22 protein-coding genes are annotated in these 16,993 nt (G+C 53.3%); 7 read left to right on the plus strand and 15 right to left on the minus strand.

What is annotated here, in order from left to right; genetic code table 11:
- Nucleotides 1-43: 43 nt before the first annotated feature.
- The 6 genes from dnaB to FFA38_RS06785 form a co-directional block, all read right to left on the minus strand.
- On the minus strand, nt 44-1,399 hold the full coding sequence (gene dnaB / locus FFA38_RS06760; RefSeq protein ID WP_138315963.1) for a replicative DNA helicase: 1,356 nt from the start codon (nt 1,397-1,399) through the stop codon (nt 44-46).
- Between the two features lie 469 nt (nt 1,400-1,868).
- The gene (gene rplI, locus FFA38_RS06765; RefSeq protein ID WP_138275990.1) at nt 1,869-2,321 is read right to left on the minus strand and encodes a 50S ribosomal protein L9; all 453 of its coding nucleotides are present in this window, start codon (nt 2,319-2,321) and stop codon (nt 1,869-1,871) included.
- A gap of 11 nt (nt 2,322-2,332) precedes the next feature.
- On the minus strand, nt 2,333-2,596 hold the full coding sequence (rpsR, locus tag FFA38_RS06770) for a 30S ribosomal protein S18 (RefSeq protein WP_138275991.1): 264 nt from the start codon (nt 2,594-2,596) through the stop codon (nt 2,333-2,335).
- 32 nt (nt 2,597-2,628) lie between these two features.
- Nucleotides 2,629-3,141, minus strand: a complete 513-nt coding sequence (gene ssb / locus FFA38_RS06775) for a single-stranded DNA-binding protein (RefSeq protein WP_138275992.1) — start codon at nt 3,139-3,141, stop codon at nt 2,629-2,631.
- 6 nt (nt 3,142-3,147) lie between these two features.
- A complete protein-coding gene (gene rpsF / locus FFA38_RS06780; protein ID WP_138275993.1) occupies nt 3,148-3,549 on the minus strand; it encodes a 30S ribosomal protein S6 in 402 nt (133 codons plus the stop codon).
- Nucleotides 3,550-3,661: 112 nt separating this feature from the next.
- Nucleotides 3,662-5,080 (minus strand): CCA tRNA nucleotidyltransferase, encoded by a 1,419-nt coding sequence (locus FFA38_RS06785; RefSeq protein ID WP_138315964.1) that lies wholly within the window; start codon nt 5,078-5,080, stop codon nt 3,662-3,664.
- A 58-nt stretch (nt 5,081-5,138) separates the two neighbouring features.
- Between FFA38_RS06785 and FFA38_RS06790 the strand changes: the two genes are divergently transcribed.
- The 7 genes from FFA38_RS06790 to FFA38_RS06820 all read left to right on the plus strand — a co-directional run bounded on the left by FFA38_RS06790 (nt 5,139) and on the right by FFA38_RS06820 (nt 11,434).
- The gene (locus FFA38_RS06790; protein WP_138275995.1) at nt 5,139-5,618 is read left to right on the plus strand and encodes an NUDIX hydrolase; all 480 of its coding nucleotides are present in this window, start codon (nt 5,139-5,141) and stop codon (nt 5,616-5,618) included.
- Nucleotides 5,618-6,178: a DUF6049 family protein gene (locus FFA38_RS06795; RefSeq protein ID WP_138315965.1), complete on the plus strand. Its 561-nt coding sequence runs from the start codon at nt 5,618-5,620 to the stop codon at nt 6,176-6,178. Before FFA38_RS06790 ends, FFA38_RS06795 begins: the two co-directional genes overlap by 1 nt.
- Complete coding sequence (gene murJ / locus FFA38_RS06800; protein ID WP_138315966.1) at nt 6,175-7,800, plus strand: murein biosynthesis integral membrane protein MurJ; 1,626 nt, start codon at nt 6,175-6,177, stop codon at nt 7,798-7,800. The genes FFA38_RS06795 and murJ overlap by 4 nt, the downstream gene beginning before the upstream one ends.
- 61 nt (nt 7,801-7,861) lie before the next feature.
- Complete coding sequence (gene trxB / locus FFA38_RS06805) at nt 7,862-8,782, plus strand: thioredoxin-disulfide reductase (RefSeq protein ID WP_138315967.1); 921 nt, start codon at nt 7,862-7,864, stop codon at nt 8,780-8,782.
- A 73-nt stretch (nt 8,783-8,855) separates the two neighbouring features.
- The gene (trxA, locus tag FFA38_RS06810) at nt 8,856-9,176 is read left to right on the plus strand and encodes a thioredoxin (RefSeq protein ID WP_138275999.1); all 321 of its coding nucleotides are present in this window, start codon (nt 8,856-8,858) and stop codon (nt 9,174-9,176) included.
- Between the two features lie 24 nt (nt 9,177-9,200).
- Nucleotides 9,201-10,460, plus strand: coding sequence for an aminotransferase-like domain-containing protein (locus FFA38_RS06815; protein WP_138315968.1), 1,260 nt, complete (start codon nt 9,201-9,203; stop codon nt 10,458-10,460).
- A 2-nt stretch (nt 10,461-10,462) separates the two neighbouring features.
- Nucleotides 10,463-11,434: a D-alanine--D-alanine ligase family protein gene (locus FFA38_RS06820; RefSeq protein ID WP_138276001.1), complete on the plus strand. Its 972-nt coding sequence runs from the start codon at nt 10,463-10,465 to the stop codon at nt 11,432-11,434.
- Between the two features lie 72 nt (nt 11,435-11,506).
- On the opposite strand, the gene FFA38_RS06825 is transcribed toward FFA38_RS06820, so the two are convergent.
- The 9 genes from FFA38_RS06825 to rpmH all read right to left on the minus strand — a co-directional run bounded on the left by FFA38_RS06825 (nt 11,507) and on the right by rpmH (nt 16,705).
- Entirely contained in the window at nt 11,507-12,472 is a 966-nt protein-coding gene (locus FFA38_RS06825) for a ParB/RepB/Spo0J family partition protein (protein ID WP_138276002.1), read from the minus strand.
- Nucleotides 12,462-13,361 carry a ParA family protein gene (locus FFA38_RS06830; RefSeq protein WP_138315969.1) on the minus strand — a complete coding sequence of 300 codons (900 nt, stop codon included), beginning with the start codon at nt 13,359-13,361 and terminating at the stop codon, nt 12,462-12,464. Before FFA38_RS06830 ends, FFA38_RS06825 begins: the two co-directional genes overlap by 11 nt.
- On the minus strand, nt 13,361-13,519 hold the full coding sequence (locus FFA38_RS06915; RefSeq protein ID WP_172956031.1) for a hypothetical protein: 159 nt from the start codon (nt 13,517-13,519) through the stop codon (nt 13,361-13,363). Before FFA38_RS06915 ends, FFA38_RS06830 begins: the two co-directional genes overlap by 1 nt.
- 28 nt (nt 13,520-13,547) lie before the next feature.
- Nucleotides 13,548-14,186 (minus strand): 16S rRNA (guanine(527)-N(7))-methyltransferase RsmG, encoded by a 639-nt coding sequence (gene rsmG, locus FFA38_RS06835; RefSeq protein ID WP_138276004.1) that lies wholly within the window; start codon nt 14,184-14,186, stop codon nt 13,548-13,550.
- Nucleotides 14,187-14,359: 173 nt separating this feature from the next.
- Entirely contained in the window at nt 14,360-14,866 is a 507-nt protein-coding gene (locus FFA38_RS06840; protein ID WP_138276005.1) for a Jag family protein, read from the minus strand.
- Between the two features lie 5 nt (nt 14,867-14,871).
- Complete coding sequence (gene yidC / locus FFA38_RS06845; RefSeq protein ID WP_138276006.1) at nt 14,872-15,867, minus strand: membrane protein insertase YidC; 996 nt, start codon at nt 15,865-15,867, stop codon at nt 14,872-14,874.
- Nucleotides 15,868-15,870: 3 nt separating this feature from the next.
- Entirely contained in the window at nt 15,871-16,173 is a 303-nt protein-coding gene (yidD, locus tag FFA38_RS06850) for a membrane protein insertion efficiency factor YidD (RefSeq protein WP_138276007.1), read from the minus strand.
- A complete protein-coding gene (rnpA, locus tag FFA38_RS06855; protein WP_138276008.1) occupies nt 16,170-16,520 on the minus strand; it encodes a ribonuclease P protein component in 351 nt (116 codons plus the stop codon). Before rnpA ends, yidD begins: the two co-directional genes overlap by 4 nt.
- A gap of 47 nt (nt 16,521-16,567) precedes the next feature.
- On the minus strand, nt 16,568-16,705 hold the full coding sequence (gene rpmH, locus FFA38_RS06860) for a 50S ribosomal protein L34 (RefSeq protein ID WP_138276009.1): 138 nt from the start codon (nt 16,703-16,705) through the stop codon (nt 16,568-16,570).
- Between the last annotated feature and the right edge of the window lie 288 nt (nt 16,706-16,993).

The raw sequence follows: 16,993 nt of genomic DNA on the forward strand, positions 1-16,993 counted from the left end.
ATCTATTGTTTCACGCTGCGTCAGGGCGATTGGCCGGGGCCAACTACTGCTTCATGTTCATGAAGCGCGAGTACTGGCCCTGGAAGGCAACCACAACCGTGCCGGTAGGTCCGTTACGTTGCTTGGCCAGAATCAAATCTGCCTCGCCAGCGCGTGGGTGCTCGCGTTCGCCGAGTGCCTCGCGGTGAAGCAGAATCACCACGTCGGCGTCTTGCTCTAGCGAGCCCGATTCACGAAGCTGCGAAATTTCAGGCTTTTTGTCTTTGGTTTGCTCTGAGTTTCGGTTTAGCTGCGAGATCGCGATAACCGGAATGTTGAGTTCTTTTGCCAAAAGCTTTAGGGCTCGTGAGAACTCCGATACCTCTTGCTGGCGCGACTCAACCTTTTTACCCGAGGTCATCAGCTGAAGGTAGTCGATCACGATCATCTTTAGCGGAACGCGCTGGTTCAAGCGCCTGGCTTTGGCGCGAATCTCAACCAGAGTCATGTTTGGGCTGTCATCGATGTAAAGCGGGGAATCGTTGATCTGACCGCGAACCGCGGCTAGGCGAGTCCAGTCGCTATCGGCAAAAGAGCCCTTGCGCATGTTCTGAAGCGGAATTTGTGATTCAGCCGACAGCATTCGCATAGCGATTTCTGCGCGACCCATTTCAAGTGAGAAGAAAACGGTTGCGCGCTTGTGCTTGATGGCAGCATTTCGGGCAAAGTCAAGCGCCAGGGTTGACTTACCAACGGCTGGGCGGGCGGCCAGAATGATCAACTGGCCACCGTGGAGGCCGTGAGTTAGTTCATCAAGCTCGGCAAATCCGGTTGGCACACCAACCATGTCGCCGCCGCGGCTCTGAGCCTGCTCGATTTCGTGAATCGCAGCCTCAATTGAGTCGTTGAGGTCAACGATGTCTTCTTTTGCAGCGCCGCGAGTAACCGAATAGACGTCAGCTTGGGCCTGGTTCACTAGGTCTTCGACTTCACCCTCGTTGGCATAGCCAAGCTGAGCGATTTTTGTGCCCACTTCTACCAAGCGGCGCAGGGTGGCCTTTTCGGCAACAATCTGGGCGTAGAAGCCAGCGTTGGCAGCGGTTGGAACAATCGAGGTGAGGGTGTGTAGGTAATCGGCTCCGCCGGCTTTTACCAGGTTGCCTGATTTGGTTAGCTCATCGGTGACGGTAATAACGTCGGTCGGCTCACCCTTTGAAAACAGGGTAAGGATGGCCTCAAAAATAACCTCGTGCTTGGGTGCGTAGAAGTCTCCGCCGCGAACTGCTTCTTGAACCTCGGCAACGGCCTCTGGTGAAAGCAGCATGCCACCCAGGGCACTCTGTTCGGCAAGCATGTCGTTTGGCAGCATTCGCTCGTTTCCGCGGCTTGGATCAACCGGTGGAACAGACAAAAGCGACATTAATTTCTCCTATTTTTGGCCCAATACTGACCCAATACCTGTCTAGCATTCACCACTGACACCGATAAGCGAAAACGGCTTGTGTACAGATATGTGGATAACTGTGGAGACACGCGGTAATAACTGTGCACAACCTGTGGAAAGTACTGTGGACAATATCTGGATTTTTGGGTGAAATCCAGTAATTTACTGGGATGCATCTATGTGGATAACTTTTCTCAAATAACCCTAAACCATAACCTTAGGGTTTGTCGCGACACGCCGAACCCGCCCCGCGGAGGCCCGTCGCGCAAAGTTATCCACCGGTTATCCACAGGTGGAGAACCGTACATTTCTGAAATTTGTCCTGTCAAAACTTGTCCAGGACCGCTCATCGGTTGATCAGCTCGGGGCACGTTCTGCAAAAACAAAAAAGTGGGCCGCCCGAAGGCGACCCACTTGAACTTCTTGAATTACTTCAAGTCGTAAATTACTTCTTGCCTACTACCTGCAGGGTGATGGTTGCTACAACGTCGCCGTGAAGACGAACGGTAGCTAGGTGCTCACCTGAGTTGCGGATAGGTGCAACGAATGCAACCTTGCGCTTGTCTAGCTCGCCAAGGCCTGCAGCTGCAACTGCAGCTACAACGTCAGCGGTCTTTACAGAACCGAACAAACGGCCACCAACGCCAGCCTTAGCGGTAAGGCGTACAGCCTTTGCCTCTAGAGCAGCCTTTAGAGCCTGTGCATCTTCAACGGTTGATAGTGCGCGTGCGTCGCGAGCAGCCTTGATTGACTCAATCTGCTTCTCGCCACCCTTGGTCCATAGAACAGCGAAGCCGCGTGGAAGCAAGTAGTTACGTGCGTAACCGTTCTTTACCTCTACAACGTCACCTGCGCCACCTAGGCCTGAGACCTCATTGGTCAGAATTAGCTTTGACATTCGATTTCTCCTTAGCGGCCAGCGCCTGCGTATGGCATTAGAGCCATTTCGCGAGCGTTCTTTACGGCACGGGCGATGAGGCGCTGTTCCTGAACAGAAACACCGGTGATACGACGAGCGCGGATCTTGCCGCGGTCTGATACGAACTTGCGTAGGGTTGCAACGTCCTTGTAGTCAATAACGCCGACCTTGATTGCCTTGGCTGGCACATCCTTCAAGTTCTTTGCATTGCGCTTTGGCTTCTTACTGTTGCGAGGATCGCTCTTTGCAGCCATGATTTCTCCTAAATTTTGTCTTTAAAGTCTGATTAGAACGGGGTGTCGTCGCCGGTAGCAGCGGTACCTGGGTTTGCCCATGCGTCATCGGCAGGCTTTGAAGCCTTTGATGCAGCAGGTGCAGCGCCCCAAGGGTCACTTGCAACTGCAGCGGCTCCTGCACCAGCGCCAGCTTCGCGAGCACGACGAGTGACTGATGCGGTTGCAGTGCGCAACGACGGACCAATCTCTTCGATCTCAAGCTCTAGTGAAGCGCGAGCCTCACCCTGTGCTGTCTGGTAAGCAGATGCTGGCTTTAGTCGCCCAGTAACCACAACGCGGGTTCCCTTGGTGAGTGACTGAGCGATGTTCTCAGCTACTTCACGCCAGGCGGTGCAGCGAACCCATACGGTCTCGCCGTCGTCCCACGCGCTGGTTTGACGATTGTAGGTACGTGGAGTTGAACCCACGTTTAGTGAAACAACTGCGATACCGCCCTGGGTGTAGCGAAGTTCAGGGTCGTTACCTAGGTTTCCAACAATCGTTACGTTGACTTCCCCGGCCATGTGACTTTACTCGGCCTTCTTGGTTGATGACTTTGCAGCTGGTGCCTTCTTAGCAGGCGCCTCTGCAGCAGCTTCTTCAGCTGAAACCTCAGGAACCTCTACAGGCTTGATGTTTACAACTGCCTCGTCTGCACGTAGCACCTTGGTGCGAAGAACAGCCTCAGAAAGCTTTAGCTGACGGTCAAGCTCAACTACTGCTGCTGATGAACAGGTCATGTTCACAACTGCGTAGAAGCCTTCGGTCTTCTTAGCGATTTCATAAGCCAAACGGCGGCGACCCCAAAGGTCAACGTTGTCTACAGTGCCTGAAGCATTGCGGATTACGTTGAGGAACTTGTCTAGGGATGGAGCAACGGTGCGTTCTTCGATCGATGGATCGAGAATTACCATGAGCTCATACTTATGCATAACTAACCCACCTCCTTTGGACTAGAGCGGTCACGGACTTTCCGTGACAGGAGGGTCTTGCATAGCTGTTGTCAAGAACATGGGACTGAGCCCAATAGACAACCTCTCTAGCCTACCGGCTGTGCCACCACGCAAGCAAGCGTTTTTCTGCTTCTTCTGGGCCAATCGGGCCCTCTTCTAGACGCAGCTCCATCAAGAATTTATAAGCCTCGCCAACTTCGCGGCCTGGGCGGAGGTCCAGAATCGCCATAATCTGTTCACCCGAAAGGTCTGGGCGCAGCGAATTCAGCTCTTCCTGCTCCTGAATGACCGCGATTCGGTGCTCCAAATCATCGTAGGCATGGGCCAACCGGTCGGCCTTGCGCTTGTTTCTGGTGGTCACATCGGCGCGGGTTAGCGCGTGCAGCCGCAGCAGTTGATCTTCAGCATCGCGTACGTAACGCCTAATTGCCGAGTCGGTCCAGGCTTGGTCGCTGTAGCCAAAGAACCGCAGATGCAATTCAATTAGCCGAGAAACCGCCTTGATCGAGTCATTATCAAACCGCAGTGCCTTCATGCGCTTGGCAGCAAGCTTGGCCCCGACAACATCGTGGTGATAGAACGAAACCGCGCCACCGGGCTCAAGCCGTTTGGTAGCCGGCTTACCGCAGTCATGCATCAGAGCGGCAAAGCGCAGGATGAAGTCACCCTCGAGGTTGTAATCCTTTTCGTAATCGATTGCCTGCTCAACCACGGTAAGGGTGTGCTCGTAGACATCCTTGTGATGGTGGTGTTCATCAGATTCAAGCTTTAGGGCGGGCAATTCTGGCAAGACCAAGGCCGCCAAACCGCTGTCAACCAGGGCGGTAAGCCCGGCGCGAGGGTTGTCTCCAAGCATCAATTTGGTTAGTTCAACCTGAACCCGCTCGGCCGAGATAATTTCAATCCGCTCGGCCATTGCCGTCATGGCATCAAAGGTTGCCGGTTCAATTTCAAACCCCAACTGCGATGCAAAGCGGGCACCGCGCATCATGCGAAGCGGGTCGTCGCTGAATGAATCTTCAGGCTTGCCAGGGGTGCGGAGGACGCCGTCAATCAGATCTTGGAGCCCCTTGAATGGGTCAACAAACACCTTGTCTGGCAGTCGCAGTGCCATTGAATTGACGGTGAAATCGCGGCGAAAAAGGTCATCTTCAAGGCTTTTGCCAAACGCAACCTCGGGCTTACGGCTATCGACGTCGTATTTATCGGCGCGGTAGGTGGTGATTTCTACGGTGTCGTCACCCATTCGGGCACCGATGGTTCCAAAAGCGCGCCCAATGTCCCAAAAGGCATCAACGTGCGGCTTGAGAATCGCGATGGTTTCATCGGGGGTGGCCGAAGTGGTGAAATCTAGGTCTGGAGCCTTGCGGCCAAGAAAGGCATCGCGCACCGGGCCGCCCACCAGCGAGATTTCATGGCCGGCATCGGTGAAAATTCGACCGAGTGTGACAAATAGGGGACTATCGGTAGTCCGTTCGAGATTTGCCAAAGCTTCAGCCACAGAGCGCATGCCTTCAATCGTGCCACAGCCTGCCCATTTAGCTTGGCCAAAGGTTTAGAGTTGCTTTATGAATCAACAGAGCGCCGGTCCAAATCGTGGTCGCCGCTTAACGCGAGTTGAAGAAACCTCTTCGGGTGGTTTTGTTTTGGCAGCAGACGGTTCATTGCAGGTAGCCCTGATTGGGCGCCTAAATCGCGGTGGACGCATTGATTGGTGCGTGCCAAAAGGCCACCCTGAGGGCCAAGAGTCCCTCGAAGAAGCGGCGGTTCGTGAGATTGCCGAAGAAACCGGCCTCGAGGTCGAAATCATTGAGGCTTTGGGCTCAATTCGCTACGAATTTGCCGCTGGTCACAAGTTGATCTCCAAGACCGTGCATCACTTTTTGATGCGCCAGATTGGTGGCGAGCTAACCGTTGAAAACGACCCTCAGCACGAGGCCGTAGACGTCAAATGGTTCGCCGTAGACGGATTACAAAAGACCTTGTCCCACGAAAACGAGCGCAGAATTGCGCGTGGGGTTGAAGAGTGGATTGAGAGAAACCTCTAGTGCGGCGGTTTTTGTCGCTGGCATTGGCCGCGGTTTTAGCAATTGGTTCAATTTCTGCCTCATCGGCGTCAGTTCCAACCAATCCGCTCGCCAAAACTGACGTTCGTGAGGTCGAGGTAGATGGCGTTTATGTAGTTCGCGGTTCAGACATCAACCTGGTTTCACGTGAATCCAAGGTTCCGATTCGAATCCAAAACGACTTCGATGAAGACGTGCGCGTTCACGTTCACGCTCAACCAAACAACAGCCGCCTGATTGTTCCAGAAGTCGTTGAAATCGTGGTTCCGGCCCAAACCGAAGTTACCGCCCAGGTACCGGTCAAGGCTATTGCCAACGGGGGCGTAGGCCTTCAGGTTTGGCTAACCACGTTTTCTGGCATCCAACTTGGTCGTTCAGTGGTCATAACAATGGAAATCAACGCCGATGTTGAGTCGTTTCTATTGATTGGCCTCGGCACCCTCGTGGTTTTGCTCGGAACAGTGGGTGTGATTCGCACCAAACGTAAAAACCGCCTGCGCCACGAGGCAGAGGACGCCGAGTCGTTAGAGGTTCAAGCTTGAGCGTTGCCAGATCCTCGCTTCTCATGGCCAGCGGAACCATCCTTTCGCGCATTCTGGGCTTTGTTCGCGCGGTAATCCTGGCAGCAGCCATCGGTGTAACCACTGACGCCGCCGACGCATTTGGTGTTGCCAACCAGCTGCCAAACAACGTCTACGCAATCATTGTTGGCGGGCTTTTGAACGCTGTTTTGGTGCCTCAAATTGTGAAGGCACGGTCTAACTCCGATGGCGGTAAGGGCTACGTTGACCGCCTACTAACCCTGATAATCACGGTTTTCTTTGCCGTAACCCTGATTACCACCCTGGCGGCGCCGCTTTTGGTGTCGATTTACACCAACGGCTGGACTGATCAGCAACTGGCCTTGGCGACGGCTTTTGCCTACTGGTGCCTGCCCCAGCTGTTCTTCTACGGTTTGTACTCGATTCTGGGTGAAGTGCTCAATGCTCGAAGCACATTCGGGCCGTTTATGTGGGCTCCAGTGCTCAACAATCTGGTCTCGATGGCCGGTTTGGTTGCTTTTGTTGTGATTTTCGGCGCCGACCCAACCGGTTCTCGAGCCGTTGAGGACTGGACCTCGTCACAAATCGCCCTGTTGGCCGGCAGTGCCACCGCGGGTGTTGCTGCCCAGGCATTGATTCTCTTCGTTGCTTGGAAAAAGGTCGACCTAAAACTCAGCTTCAACTTCAAATGGCGCGGATTTGGTCTTCGCCCTGCGCTCAAAGCGGCCTCTTGGTCGCTCGGAATGGTGGTGGTCACCCAAATCGGTGGCCTGGTCCAGACCATCGTGGCTTCGGGCGCAGTTAGCGCTCGTGACACCAACCCTGCGGTGGCCTCGGTCGCGGCGGCGGCCATCGCGTGGCTGATTTTTATGGTTCCGCACTCGGTGGGCACTGTATCGATTGCCACTGTTTACTTCACCAAGATGGCCAATCACGTTCAGGATGGCAAAATCCACCTGCTCAAAGCAGACCTTGCCGCTGGTTTGCGCACCATATCGGTGATTTCAGTGTTTTCCACCGTCGCCCTGATTGTGCTGGCCTACCCAATTTCGCGCATTTTTGTTGGTGAATTGCCAGCCACCATTGCGCTGGGCAATGTTTTGATCGCCCTGATGTTTGGCCTGGTGCCATTCAGCTTTGTCTACATGATGCAGCGTGCGTTCTATGCCCTTGAAGACACAAGAACTCCGTTTGGTTTCACCCTGGTGCAAATCACAATTCACGTCGCCGGGTCGCTAACCATGGCGGTCACCGTTCCGGCGGAATGGTTGGTGGTCGGCCTGTCAGCACTAACCAGCGTGACCATTTTGATTCAGGCGGTAATTGCCTACGTTCTGCTCAGTAGGCGCATCGGAAAGCTTTCCGAGCACAAAATTGCAGTTTCAAGCATCCAATTTGTCACCGCGGGCGTTGTAGCCGCCCTCGGTGGTTGGGCCACCCTTCAGGCGTTGGGCGGCATCTCGGCTCAGTCCTTTGTGGTTCAAACTGTGCTCAGCTCGGTGCTCAGCTGCCTGATCGCCGGTTTTGTCATGCTCGCCATCTACGTCGTAACCCTCCGTTTCCTAAAAGTTCCCGAAATAGAAACGGCTGTGGCCGGGATCAAGGGAATTCTTCGCCGGTAATATTGGCTGACTAGGGTGAATCACCCAGATTTAGAACGAGCTTTGGCTCGAGGAGAATACATTGCGCGACGTCATCATTATTGGTTCCGGTCCAGCCGGTTACACAGCAGGTATCTACACCGCACGCGCGGGTTTGAAGCCATTGCTGATTGCCTCATCTGTTGAGGCTGGTGGCGAGCTAATGAAGACCACCGAAGTTGAAAACTTCCCTGGTTTCCCAGAGGGCCTTCAGGGCCCAGAGCTCATGGCCAACTTCCAAGAGCAGGCAGAGCGCTTCGGCACCGAGATCCTGATGGATGACGTTGTAGAGGTTGACCTCAAGGGCGACATCAAGATCGTCAAGACCGGCGGTGGCGAGACTTTCGAGGCCAAAACTGTGATTTTGGCAACCGGAGCGGCATACCGCGAGCTTGGTTTGCCACGCGAGAAGGAACTGTCTGGCCACGGTGTTTCATGGTGTGCCACCTGCGACGGCTTCTTCTTCCGCGAAAAGAACATCGCAGTAGTTGGCGGTGGCGACTCAGCAATGGAAGAGGCGCTGTTCTTGACCCGCTTTGCGACCAAGGTTTACATCATTCACCGTCGCGACACCTTCAAGGCCTCAAAGATCATGCAGGAGCGCGCTCTGGCAAACCCAAAGATCGAGGTCATCTGGAACTCAGAGATCGCCGAGTTAAACGGTGAGGCCAAGCTCGAGGGTGTAACCCTGCGAAACACCGTTGATGGATCAACTTCGGAGCTTGCTCTAGAAGGTCTATTCATCGCTGTTGGTAACGACCCACGCGTCTGGCTGGTTGAAAACCAGGTCGAGTTGACCCCTGAGCGTTTCATCCAGGTTGAAGGACGCTCATCAAAGACCAGCCTGCCGGGCGTATTTGCCTGTGGCGACGTCATTGACCCTACCTACCGTCAGGCAATTACTGCTGCCGGATCTGGTTGTGTGGCTGCGCTAGACGCAGAGCACTATCTAATGAACCACTAATTTTCTTTGAAGGTTTCACGTGAAACCTTTGTTTAGATTCAAATAACTGCACATTTTCAAAAAGGATTCGATCATGGCAAAAGATGTAACCACCGCAAGCTTCCAGGCTGACGTTCTATCAAGCAGCAAGCCTGTGCTTGTTGACTTCTGGGCAGAGTGGTGTGGTCCGTGCCGCATGGTTTCACCGATTCTTGACCAGATTGCCGAAGAGTACGCTGACAAAATCGAGGTCGTCAAGGTAAACGTCGATGACGAGCCTGGCCTAGCCCAGCAGTACGGCATCACCGGTATTCCAGCGCTTCAGGTCTTCAAAGGTGGCCAGGTTGTCAAGGCCATGGTTGGCGCAAAGCCAAAGCAAATTTTGGTAAACGACTTGGCTGAATTCCTTCAGTAGTCTGGTTTTAACTAGACTTATTGAATGACCGAAAGCCAGCAGCAAGCCAACAACCTCGATTCATGGTTGGATTCTTACGCTGCGCGCGCGCAAACCCTTGCTGTTTCTGAGGTTCGAGCACTCTTTTCTGTAGTTTCTCGTCCAGAGGTTGTGTCTCTCGCGGGCGGCATGCCGTACGTGGCTGCGCTGCCTCAAGAACTCCTTCAGCAGACCTACGAGAGCATGATGGCCAAGCGCGGTGCGCTGGCAATGCAGTACGGCAGCGGCCAGGGTGACCTAGTTCTTCGCGACCAAATCCGTGACCTAATGGCACTCGAGGGCATCAGCAGCTCTGTAGAAGACATCGTCATCACCACAGGTTCTCAGCACGGCCTAGACCTGCTCTCAGGCCTGTTCCTTGACCACGGTGACGTGGTTTTGGCTGAAGGCCCAAGTTACGTGGGGGCTTTGGGCATTTTCAACCACTATGAAGCCCATGTAGAGCACGTTTACACCGATGACGCCGGTATTTCGCCAGAGGCGCTCTCAGAGGCCATCGACCGCATGAAGGCTCAGGGCAGAACCATCAAGTTCTTGTACCTAGTTACCAACTTCGCCAACCCTTCAGGTGTCACCCTTTCTGCCGAAAGACGACCTCGCATCCTAGAAATCTGTAAGCGCGAGCACATCCTGGTGGTTGAAGACAACCCTTACGGCCTTTTGTACTTCGACCAGCCGGTTCCTGACGCTCTTCGCAGCATGGATGAAGACGGCGTTGTGTACCTGGGCTCGTTCTCAAAGATTTTGGTACCGGGTTTCCGTGTGGGTTACGTGCTTGCCCCGCCGGCCATCCGTGACAAGTTGGTTTTGGCCAATGAGTCGGCAATTTTGTGCCCAACCTCATTTGGTCAGATGATGATCAGCGAATACTTGGCAACTGCCGATTGGAAGGGTCAGATTGATACCTTCCGCGGGGTTTATCGTGAACGTCGCGATGCTGCCCTGGCTGCAATGCACGAATATTTGCCAAAACTTGAAACCACGCGCCCTGATGGTGGTTTCTACCTATGGGTTACTCTGCCTGACGGCATTGACTCAAAGGCTATGCTCCCGCTGGCGGTCAAGGAATTGGTTGCCTACACCCCGGGAACGGCCTTCTATGGCGATGGAACCGGTCACAACAAGCTTCGAGTCTGCTACTCGTATCCAACACCTGAGAACATCAATGTTGGAATCAAGCGCCTCGCAAATGTGATCAATCTCCAAACCGAATTACTAGAAACCTTTGCTAAAAAAGGAAAATAATCATGATCGTCAAGGGTAACTCCGCAGCCAAACTGAAAATTCAGGTTCTTGCAGGTGGTATCTCCCACGAGCGTGACATCTCACTGAAGTCTGGGCGCCGCGTAGCCGATGCTCTGACTGATTTCGGTGCTGAAGTTGTAATTCGCGAGCCAGATCACGACCTCCTGGCCAACATTCTCAAAGACAAGCCGGATGTAATTTGGCCTTGCCTACACGGCGCCAGCGGTGAAGACGGCGCACTGCGCGACATTTTGGCACTCACCGGTGTTCCATTCGTTGGTGCCAGCGCTGCTGCAGCTCGTTTGGCCTGGGACAAGTCAATTGCAAAGGTTTTGGTCGCTCAGGCAGGTATTCAAACGCCTCCATCGGTCACCCTGCCTAAAGAAACCTTCCGAGAGCTAGACGCCGAAGGTGTGTTGAAGGCTGTAACGCAGTCGATTTCGCTTCCGGTAGTGGTTAAGCCTGCCAAGAGCGGCTCGGCCCAGGGTGTTTCGATTGTGCATGACCAATCTGAACTAAACCGGGCCATGATTGACGCTTATGTCTACTGCGATGTCGCAATCATTGAGAAGTTCATCGCTGGTACAGAACTGGCTGTGAGCGTTATTGACCTCGGTGCCGGACCAATCGCGTTGCCAGCCGTCGAGATTGAGCCTGTAGACGGTAAATTCGGCTATGACGAGCGCTACACAGCCGGTGAGACCAATTACTTCGTTCCAGCACGTTTGACCCCAAAGCTGGCCGATAAAGCCGCTGAGATTGCCATCAAGGCTCACGAGCTGCTTGGTTTGCGCCACCTGTCACGAATCGACTTAATTGTTGATGATCAGGGTGCGGTTTGGTTCCTAGAGGCAAACGTCTTGCCTGGGCTTACCGAAACCTCACTGCTGCCGCAAGCTGTCACCGCTTCTGGTAACTCGTTGGGTGAGGTTTATTACTCGCTAGCCGAGGCCGCACGCAATAACCGCGGCTAAATCCAAAAGGGGGCCTACACGGTCCCGCAACCACCGCCCCGTCAGAATGTGGGCCGATGTTTCACGTGAAACTTAGTGTTGGGTGTCTACGCCAAGCTCTTTGAGAATGCGGGTTAGATCGCCAACTGTCGCAAAATCAATGACCAGCTGACCTTTTTTCTTGCCCAAAACTATGCTGACTTTGGTATCCAAGCGGTCACCGAGTTTGTCAGCAAGGGTTTTTAGTGAATCCTGGCGTCCACCAGGGGTAATTGTGGCCTTGCCTGGCTTATTTGGCTTATCTAGGGCAACGATTTCCTCTAGGGAACGCACTGAGAGGCCCTCGTTGATTACCTTGTTGGCAAAGTGCTCCATGCGCGACTCGTCGACCACACTGAGAATTGCACGAGCGTGACCGGCGCTCAAAACGCCGGCAGCAACCTTCTTCTGCACGCTGATTGGCAGCTTAAGCAATCGAATGGTGTTAGTGATCTGCGGGCGCGAACGGCCAATCTTCTCGGCCAACTGATCCTGAGTAATGCCAAAATCAGCCAAAAGCTGCTGGTAAGCCGAGGCTTCTTCCAACGGGTTTAGGTTTGCGCGGTGAATGTTTTCAAGCAGTGCGTCACGAAGCATGTTGTCGTCAGCGGTCTCGCGAATGACCGCCGGGATCTTTGACAATCCGGCTTCCTTTGAAGCGCGAAGTCGGCGTTCACCCATGATCAATTCATAGGTTGGCTTGCCATCTGCCTCGCCCAGCGGGCGAACCACGATTGGCTGAAGGACGCCAAACTCGCGAACCGAGTGAACCAACTCAGCAAAAGCCTCTGGCTCGAACACCGATCTAGGCTGCATTGGGTTGGGAATGATGGCGGTTACGTCTAGGTGTCCGAAGCGTGCCCCCGGAACCTCAACTAGGCTAACTTCCGCTTCAACACTGGCCTCTGGGGCCGCCGAGTCGCCGCCAAAGAACACATCGATAGGCCTTTCACTGACCAACGGTGAGGTTGGAATCAGTGCACCGATACCGCGGCCTAGGCCCGATTTCTTATCTGCCATTCTGTGCTCCCTTAATTGCAATTTCGATGGCCGCCTCTAGATAAGAGATGGCCCCGGGTGAAGATGGGTCGTGCGTGATTACCGTGCGCCCAAAACTTGGAGCCTCAGAAACGCGAACATTGCGAGGAATAACTGAGTCCAAAGTCTGAGCAGGGAAGTGCTGGCGTACATCTGCAACCACCTGTGCGGCCAGTCGAGTTCTTGAGTCATACATGGTCAACAAGATCGTCGATAGAACAAGCTGTGGGTTGAGCGCCTGCTGAACTCTCTCAATGTTCCTGAGCAACTGCGATAACCCCTCGAGGGCGTAGTACTCGCACTGAATCGGCAGCAACACCTCGGTGGCCGCAACAAAGGCATTCACCGTTAGCAAGCCAAGGCTCGGTGGGCAGTCGATAAAAACATAATCTGGAACATCGTGACCCTGGCCCGGCTGAAGGTAGGCATCGATTGCCTGCTTCAAGATAGCGTGCCAGTTGGTGCGCTCTATCTGGGTGACGATCTCGATTTCGGCACCGGCTAGGTCAATCGTGGCCGGAACACAGGTCAAATTTGGGCTCTCTGAGCACTGTTGTACGACAGATTCGATGCTGGCGCCCTCGGTCAAGACCTCATAAATTCCTCTGGTGCCTTCCTGGTGAGGCACATTGAGGGCTGTCGAGGCATTTCCCTGTGGATCTAGGTCAATAACCAGCACTTTTAGGCCCTTGCTAGCCAGTCCGGCAGCTAGGTTTACGGTGCTAGTGGTCTTACCAACGCCACCTTTTTGGTTTGAAACCGAAATTACCCTGGTGCGGTTTGGCTTTGGTGGGGTTTGCTGGGCAATGATTTGAAGTCTGCGAGTGTTACTTGCCAGCTCGCGAGCTAGGGGAGTCTCAACAAATGCCATTATTTGACCTTAACTTCGGTGATTGTTTCACGTGAAACAATCCAACCGGTTGGCTCTGGGCTAGTCTCGATGCGATCCGCTGGGTAACCGTGCCCCGGAAAAACGGTGGCAGGGGTAACTGAAGAGGCCTCGGCTTGAGACACTTGCTGCTCGCTCAAAACAAACTCCAATGGATTATCTAAAACTTCAGACTAGCGTAGTTCGTACCACGGTAGTCGGCTCGGCGAGGTGCTGGCCACCTGTTACCAAGATCTCAAATCCGGCTATTTTTAGCTTTTTCTGTAGGGATTTAGACTCTTCGATCTCATCAGCTGCTTTCGAGCCCTTTAGAGCAATGATCTCGCCGCCGTTTCGGGTTAGTGGAACGGTCATCCGAAGCAATTTTGGCAAAGCCGAAACAGCGCGAGCTGTAACAATATCGAATGCTTCGCCAACTTCTTCAGCACGAGCACGGATTACCCGCACATTGGTTAGACCAAGTTCTTCAACCTGCTGCTTTAGCCAGTTAGAACGACGCTCCATTGGCTCAATAAGCACAAATTCGGCATCCGGCTGGGCTATTGCCATCGGAATACCTGGCAAACCAGCCCCAGATCCAACGTCGGCGACTTTCTTGCCTGCAGGCACTAGTTCAGCAACCACAGCAGAATTCAGGATGTGACGTGACCAAAGCTTTGGCATTTCACGCGGACCCAATAGGCCAAGTTCATCGCCATCGCGGACCAACGCTGCCGCATAACCGCGCGCTTTATCAATACCGGCACCAAAAATCGAGGCGGCTATCGCAGGTTCGGCCTCTGGTGTGAAGTCTGGCGTTTCACTCATAAATTCATCTTTCCAAAAAAACATCAGGTCGGGGAGTTCCCGACCTGATGTTGATAACTGCTACCAATGTTTCACGCGAGGCCCGAGCGTGGCGAAGCTGTGCTGAGACACGCTGGCCGAAACTTGGACGAGTAACTTGTTACCAATGTTTCACGTGAAACATGACGAGTAACTTACTCGGCGATAGCCGGCTTAATTACGATGTGACGGTCGCGACCCTCGCCCTCAGACTCAGACACTAGGCCTGCCTCTGAAATGATGTCGTGCACAATCTTGCGCTCATAAGAAGACATTGGCTTCATAGGAACGGTCTCGCCGGTGTCTTTTACCTTGGCAATCAGCTTGTTCACGATGCGAGTTAGCTCGTCAACGCGAGCCTGGCGCGAGCCACCAACATCAAGGATCAAACGGCTGAAGCTGTTGGTCTTTACCTGAACGGCAAGGCGGGTCAGCTCCTGCAGCGCTTCAACAGTCTCTGGGTCAGAAATTACTCGCAGGTTGCTTTCGCCACCCGCTGTAATTTCTAGGTAAGCGCGGCCCTGACGTACATCTATTTCAATGTCTCCATCAAGATCGAAAATGTCGAGCAGTTCCTCTAGGTAGTCAGCGGCAATGTCGCCTTCTTCCTCAAGGGCCTTTACCGACGACTCTTCGTTTGGCTTTAGTTCTTCAGTGGTCATAGTTATTACTTCTTACCCTTGTTGGTAGGCGCACTCTTGCTCGGTGCCGCCTTCTTGGTAGTTGGAGTGGTTGTGGACTTCTTGGCACGCGTCTTGCTAGCTGGCTGAGTGCGCTGGCGAGGCTTCTCTTCTTCGACAACCTCGGCTACTGCTTCAGCCTTAGGCAGCTTGCCCTTCTTGGCCAAGCGCTCCTCGCGGGCCTTGTGAGCAACTGAGCCAGGGGTAGGCATGTTACGAATCACGATGAACTGCTGGCCCATGGTCCAGAAGTTCGATGCTAGCCAGTAGAACATAACGCCCAGTGGGAACGAGATACCCGAGATCATGAAGATCAATGGGAATACGTACAACATGATTTTCTGAGTCTGCATGTACTGAGAGTTCATCACGTCAGGGTTCTGGTTCTTAGACATGATCTGCTTCTGGGTGATGTACTGCGTAGCGGTCATCACAAGGATCATGACGGCAGCCAAGATCTTTACCTCAAGCAGAGAGCTGCTCAAGAACGTGTCTTTTAGGGGAGCACCGAACAGGGTTGCCTGGGCAAACTGGTTGGATAGCTCAAGGTTCATAAGGCCTACACCGGCGTTGCCAGTGTTGATTGAATTCTGAGCATCATTCAGTACAAAGAACAAGCCCGAGAAGATCGGCATCTGAATCAAAAGCGGCAAACATGAGCTCAATGGGTTTGAGCCAGTGCGCTTGTACAGCTCCATCTGCTCTTTAGCCATCTTCTCGCGTGACTCGCGGTCAGTCTTGCCCTTGTACTTCTTTTGCAGCTTCTGCAATTCTGGCTGCGCGTTCATCATGTTGCGCTGGCTCTTGATTTGCTTTACAAACACTGGGATAAGTGCAGCACGAACCACAACGGTCAAACCGATGATGGATAGCACCCAGGTAATACCTTGGGTGGCGCCCATGCCAAGTGAAGTGAACAGTGTGTGTGAGGCAACAAGAATGAGCTCAATTACCCACTTGATTGGCCATAAAAGATCTGGCATTTACTAACCCTTCTTAAGGTTTGGTACTACAAAGCCGTTTTCAGTTACCCGAAACCGGCCGGAGCCTGGTTTTACCTCGTCGACGCCACCTTGCGACCACGGGTTGCAGCGCAAAATTCTCAGAACCGTTAGAACAGATCCGAAAACCACGCCGCGCTGCTGGATTTGCCCCAAACCGTACGCCGAGCAAGTCGGGTAATACCGACAGACATCTCCATAAAGCGGAGAAATCACTTTGCGATAGGCCTTGATAAGCAAAACCAGAAAGTTTCTTGGTGCCAACCAAATCCGAATTACAAGATTCATGACTTGGCCGTCTTATGTACCGCTGTATAAAACGCGGTTTTAAGTTCTTCTCGAAGTTTATTCCAGTCCAGCTCTGCCGCACCGGGTAGGGCACGCACAACCACTGTCATTTGGCTGTCTACTTCTTTTAGTAATTCCCGAGCAATTTCGCGCATTCGGCGCTTGACCAGGTTTCTTTTTACCGCGCCACCTACCGTCTTTGCCACCACAAAGCCAAAGCGGGCCTGAGGCAATGCCTCATCCCGCTTTAGATAGATAACTAGATGGTCTGAACCAACCTTGCGACCAGTTTTCATGGTCATACGAAAATCGTCTGCCTTGAGCAGACGGTTTTCGCGGGCCAACATCTGTTGACTACCGAGGCTTGGCGACCGGTTAGGGCAGTGAGCCCGGACTAAGCAGAAAGCTCTGAACGGCCCTTGCGACGACGAGCGGCCAAGATAGCGCGGCCGGCGCGGGTCTGCATGCGTAGACGGAAACCGTGGGTCTTTGCACGACGACGGTTGTTCGGCTGGAAAGTACGCTTCGACATGGATTCTTCTCCGTTTTTGGATCTTGCAAGTTTGGGTTGGAACGTTTGCGTTCGTGTTGGTTAACCAACTAATTAGCGTTCCAGATGCAGAGCAACCTGTTAAACCTACGCCAAATAACTAGATCTGGTCAAGTTTTTAGGCCTGATTAATGAAAAACACAAAAGTCTTACACAAAGATTCAAAAATTATTGGATTCGACACACCGTGTTAATTTGCTTTTTAAGGTCGGTATTGAGTTGAATCAATACTCGGACATATCCACAGGATGCCGTCATCGGGGGATGCGG

Source organism: Rhodoluna limnophila (assembly GCF_005845365.1).
GTDB classification, from domain to species: Bacteria; Actinomycetota; Actinomycetes; order Actinomycetales; family Microbacteriaceae; genus Rhodoluna; species Rhodoluna limnophila.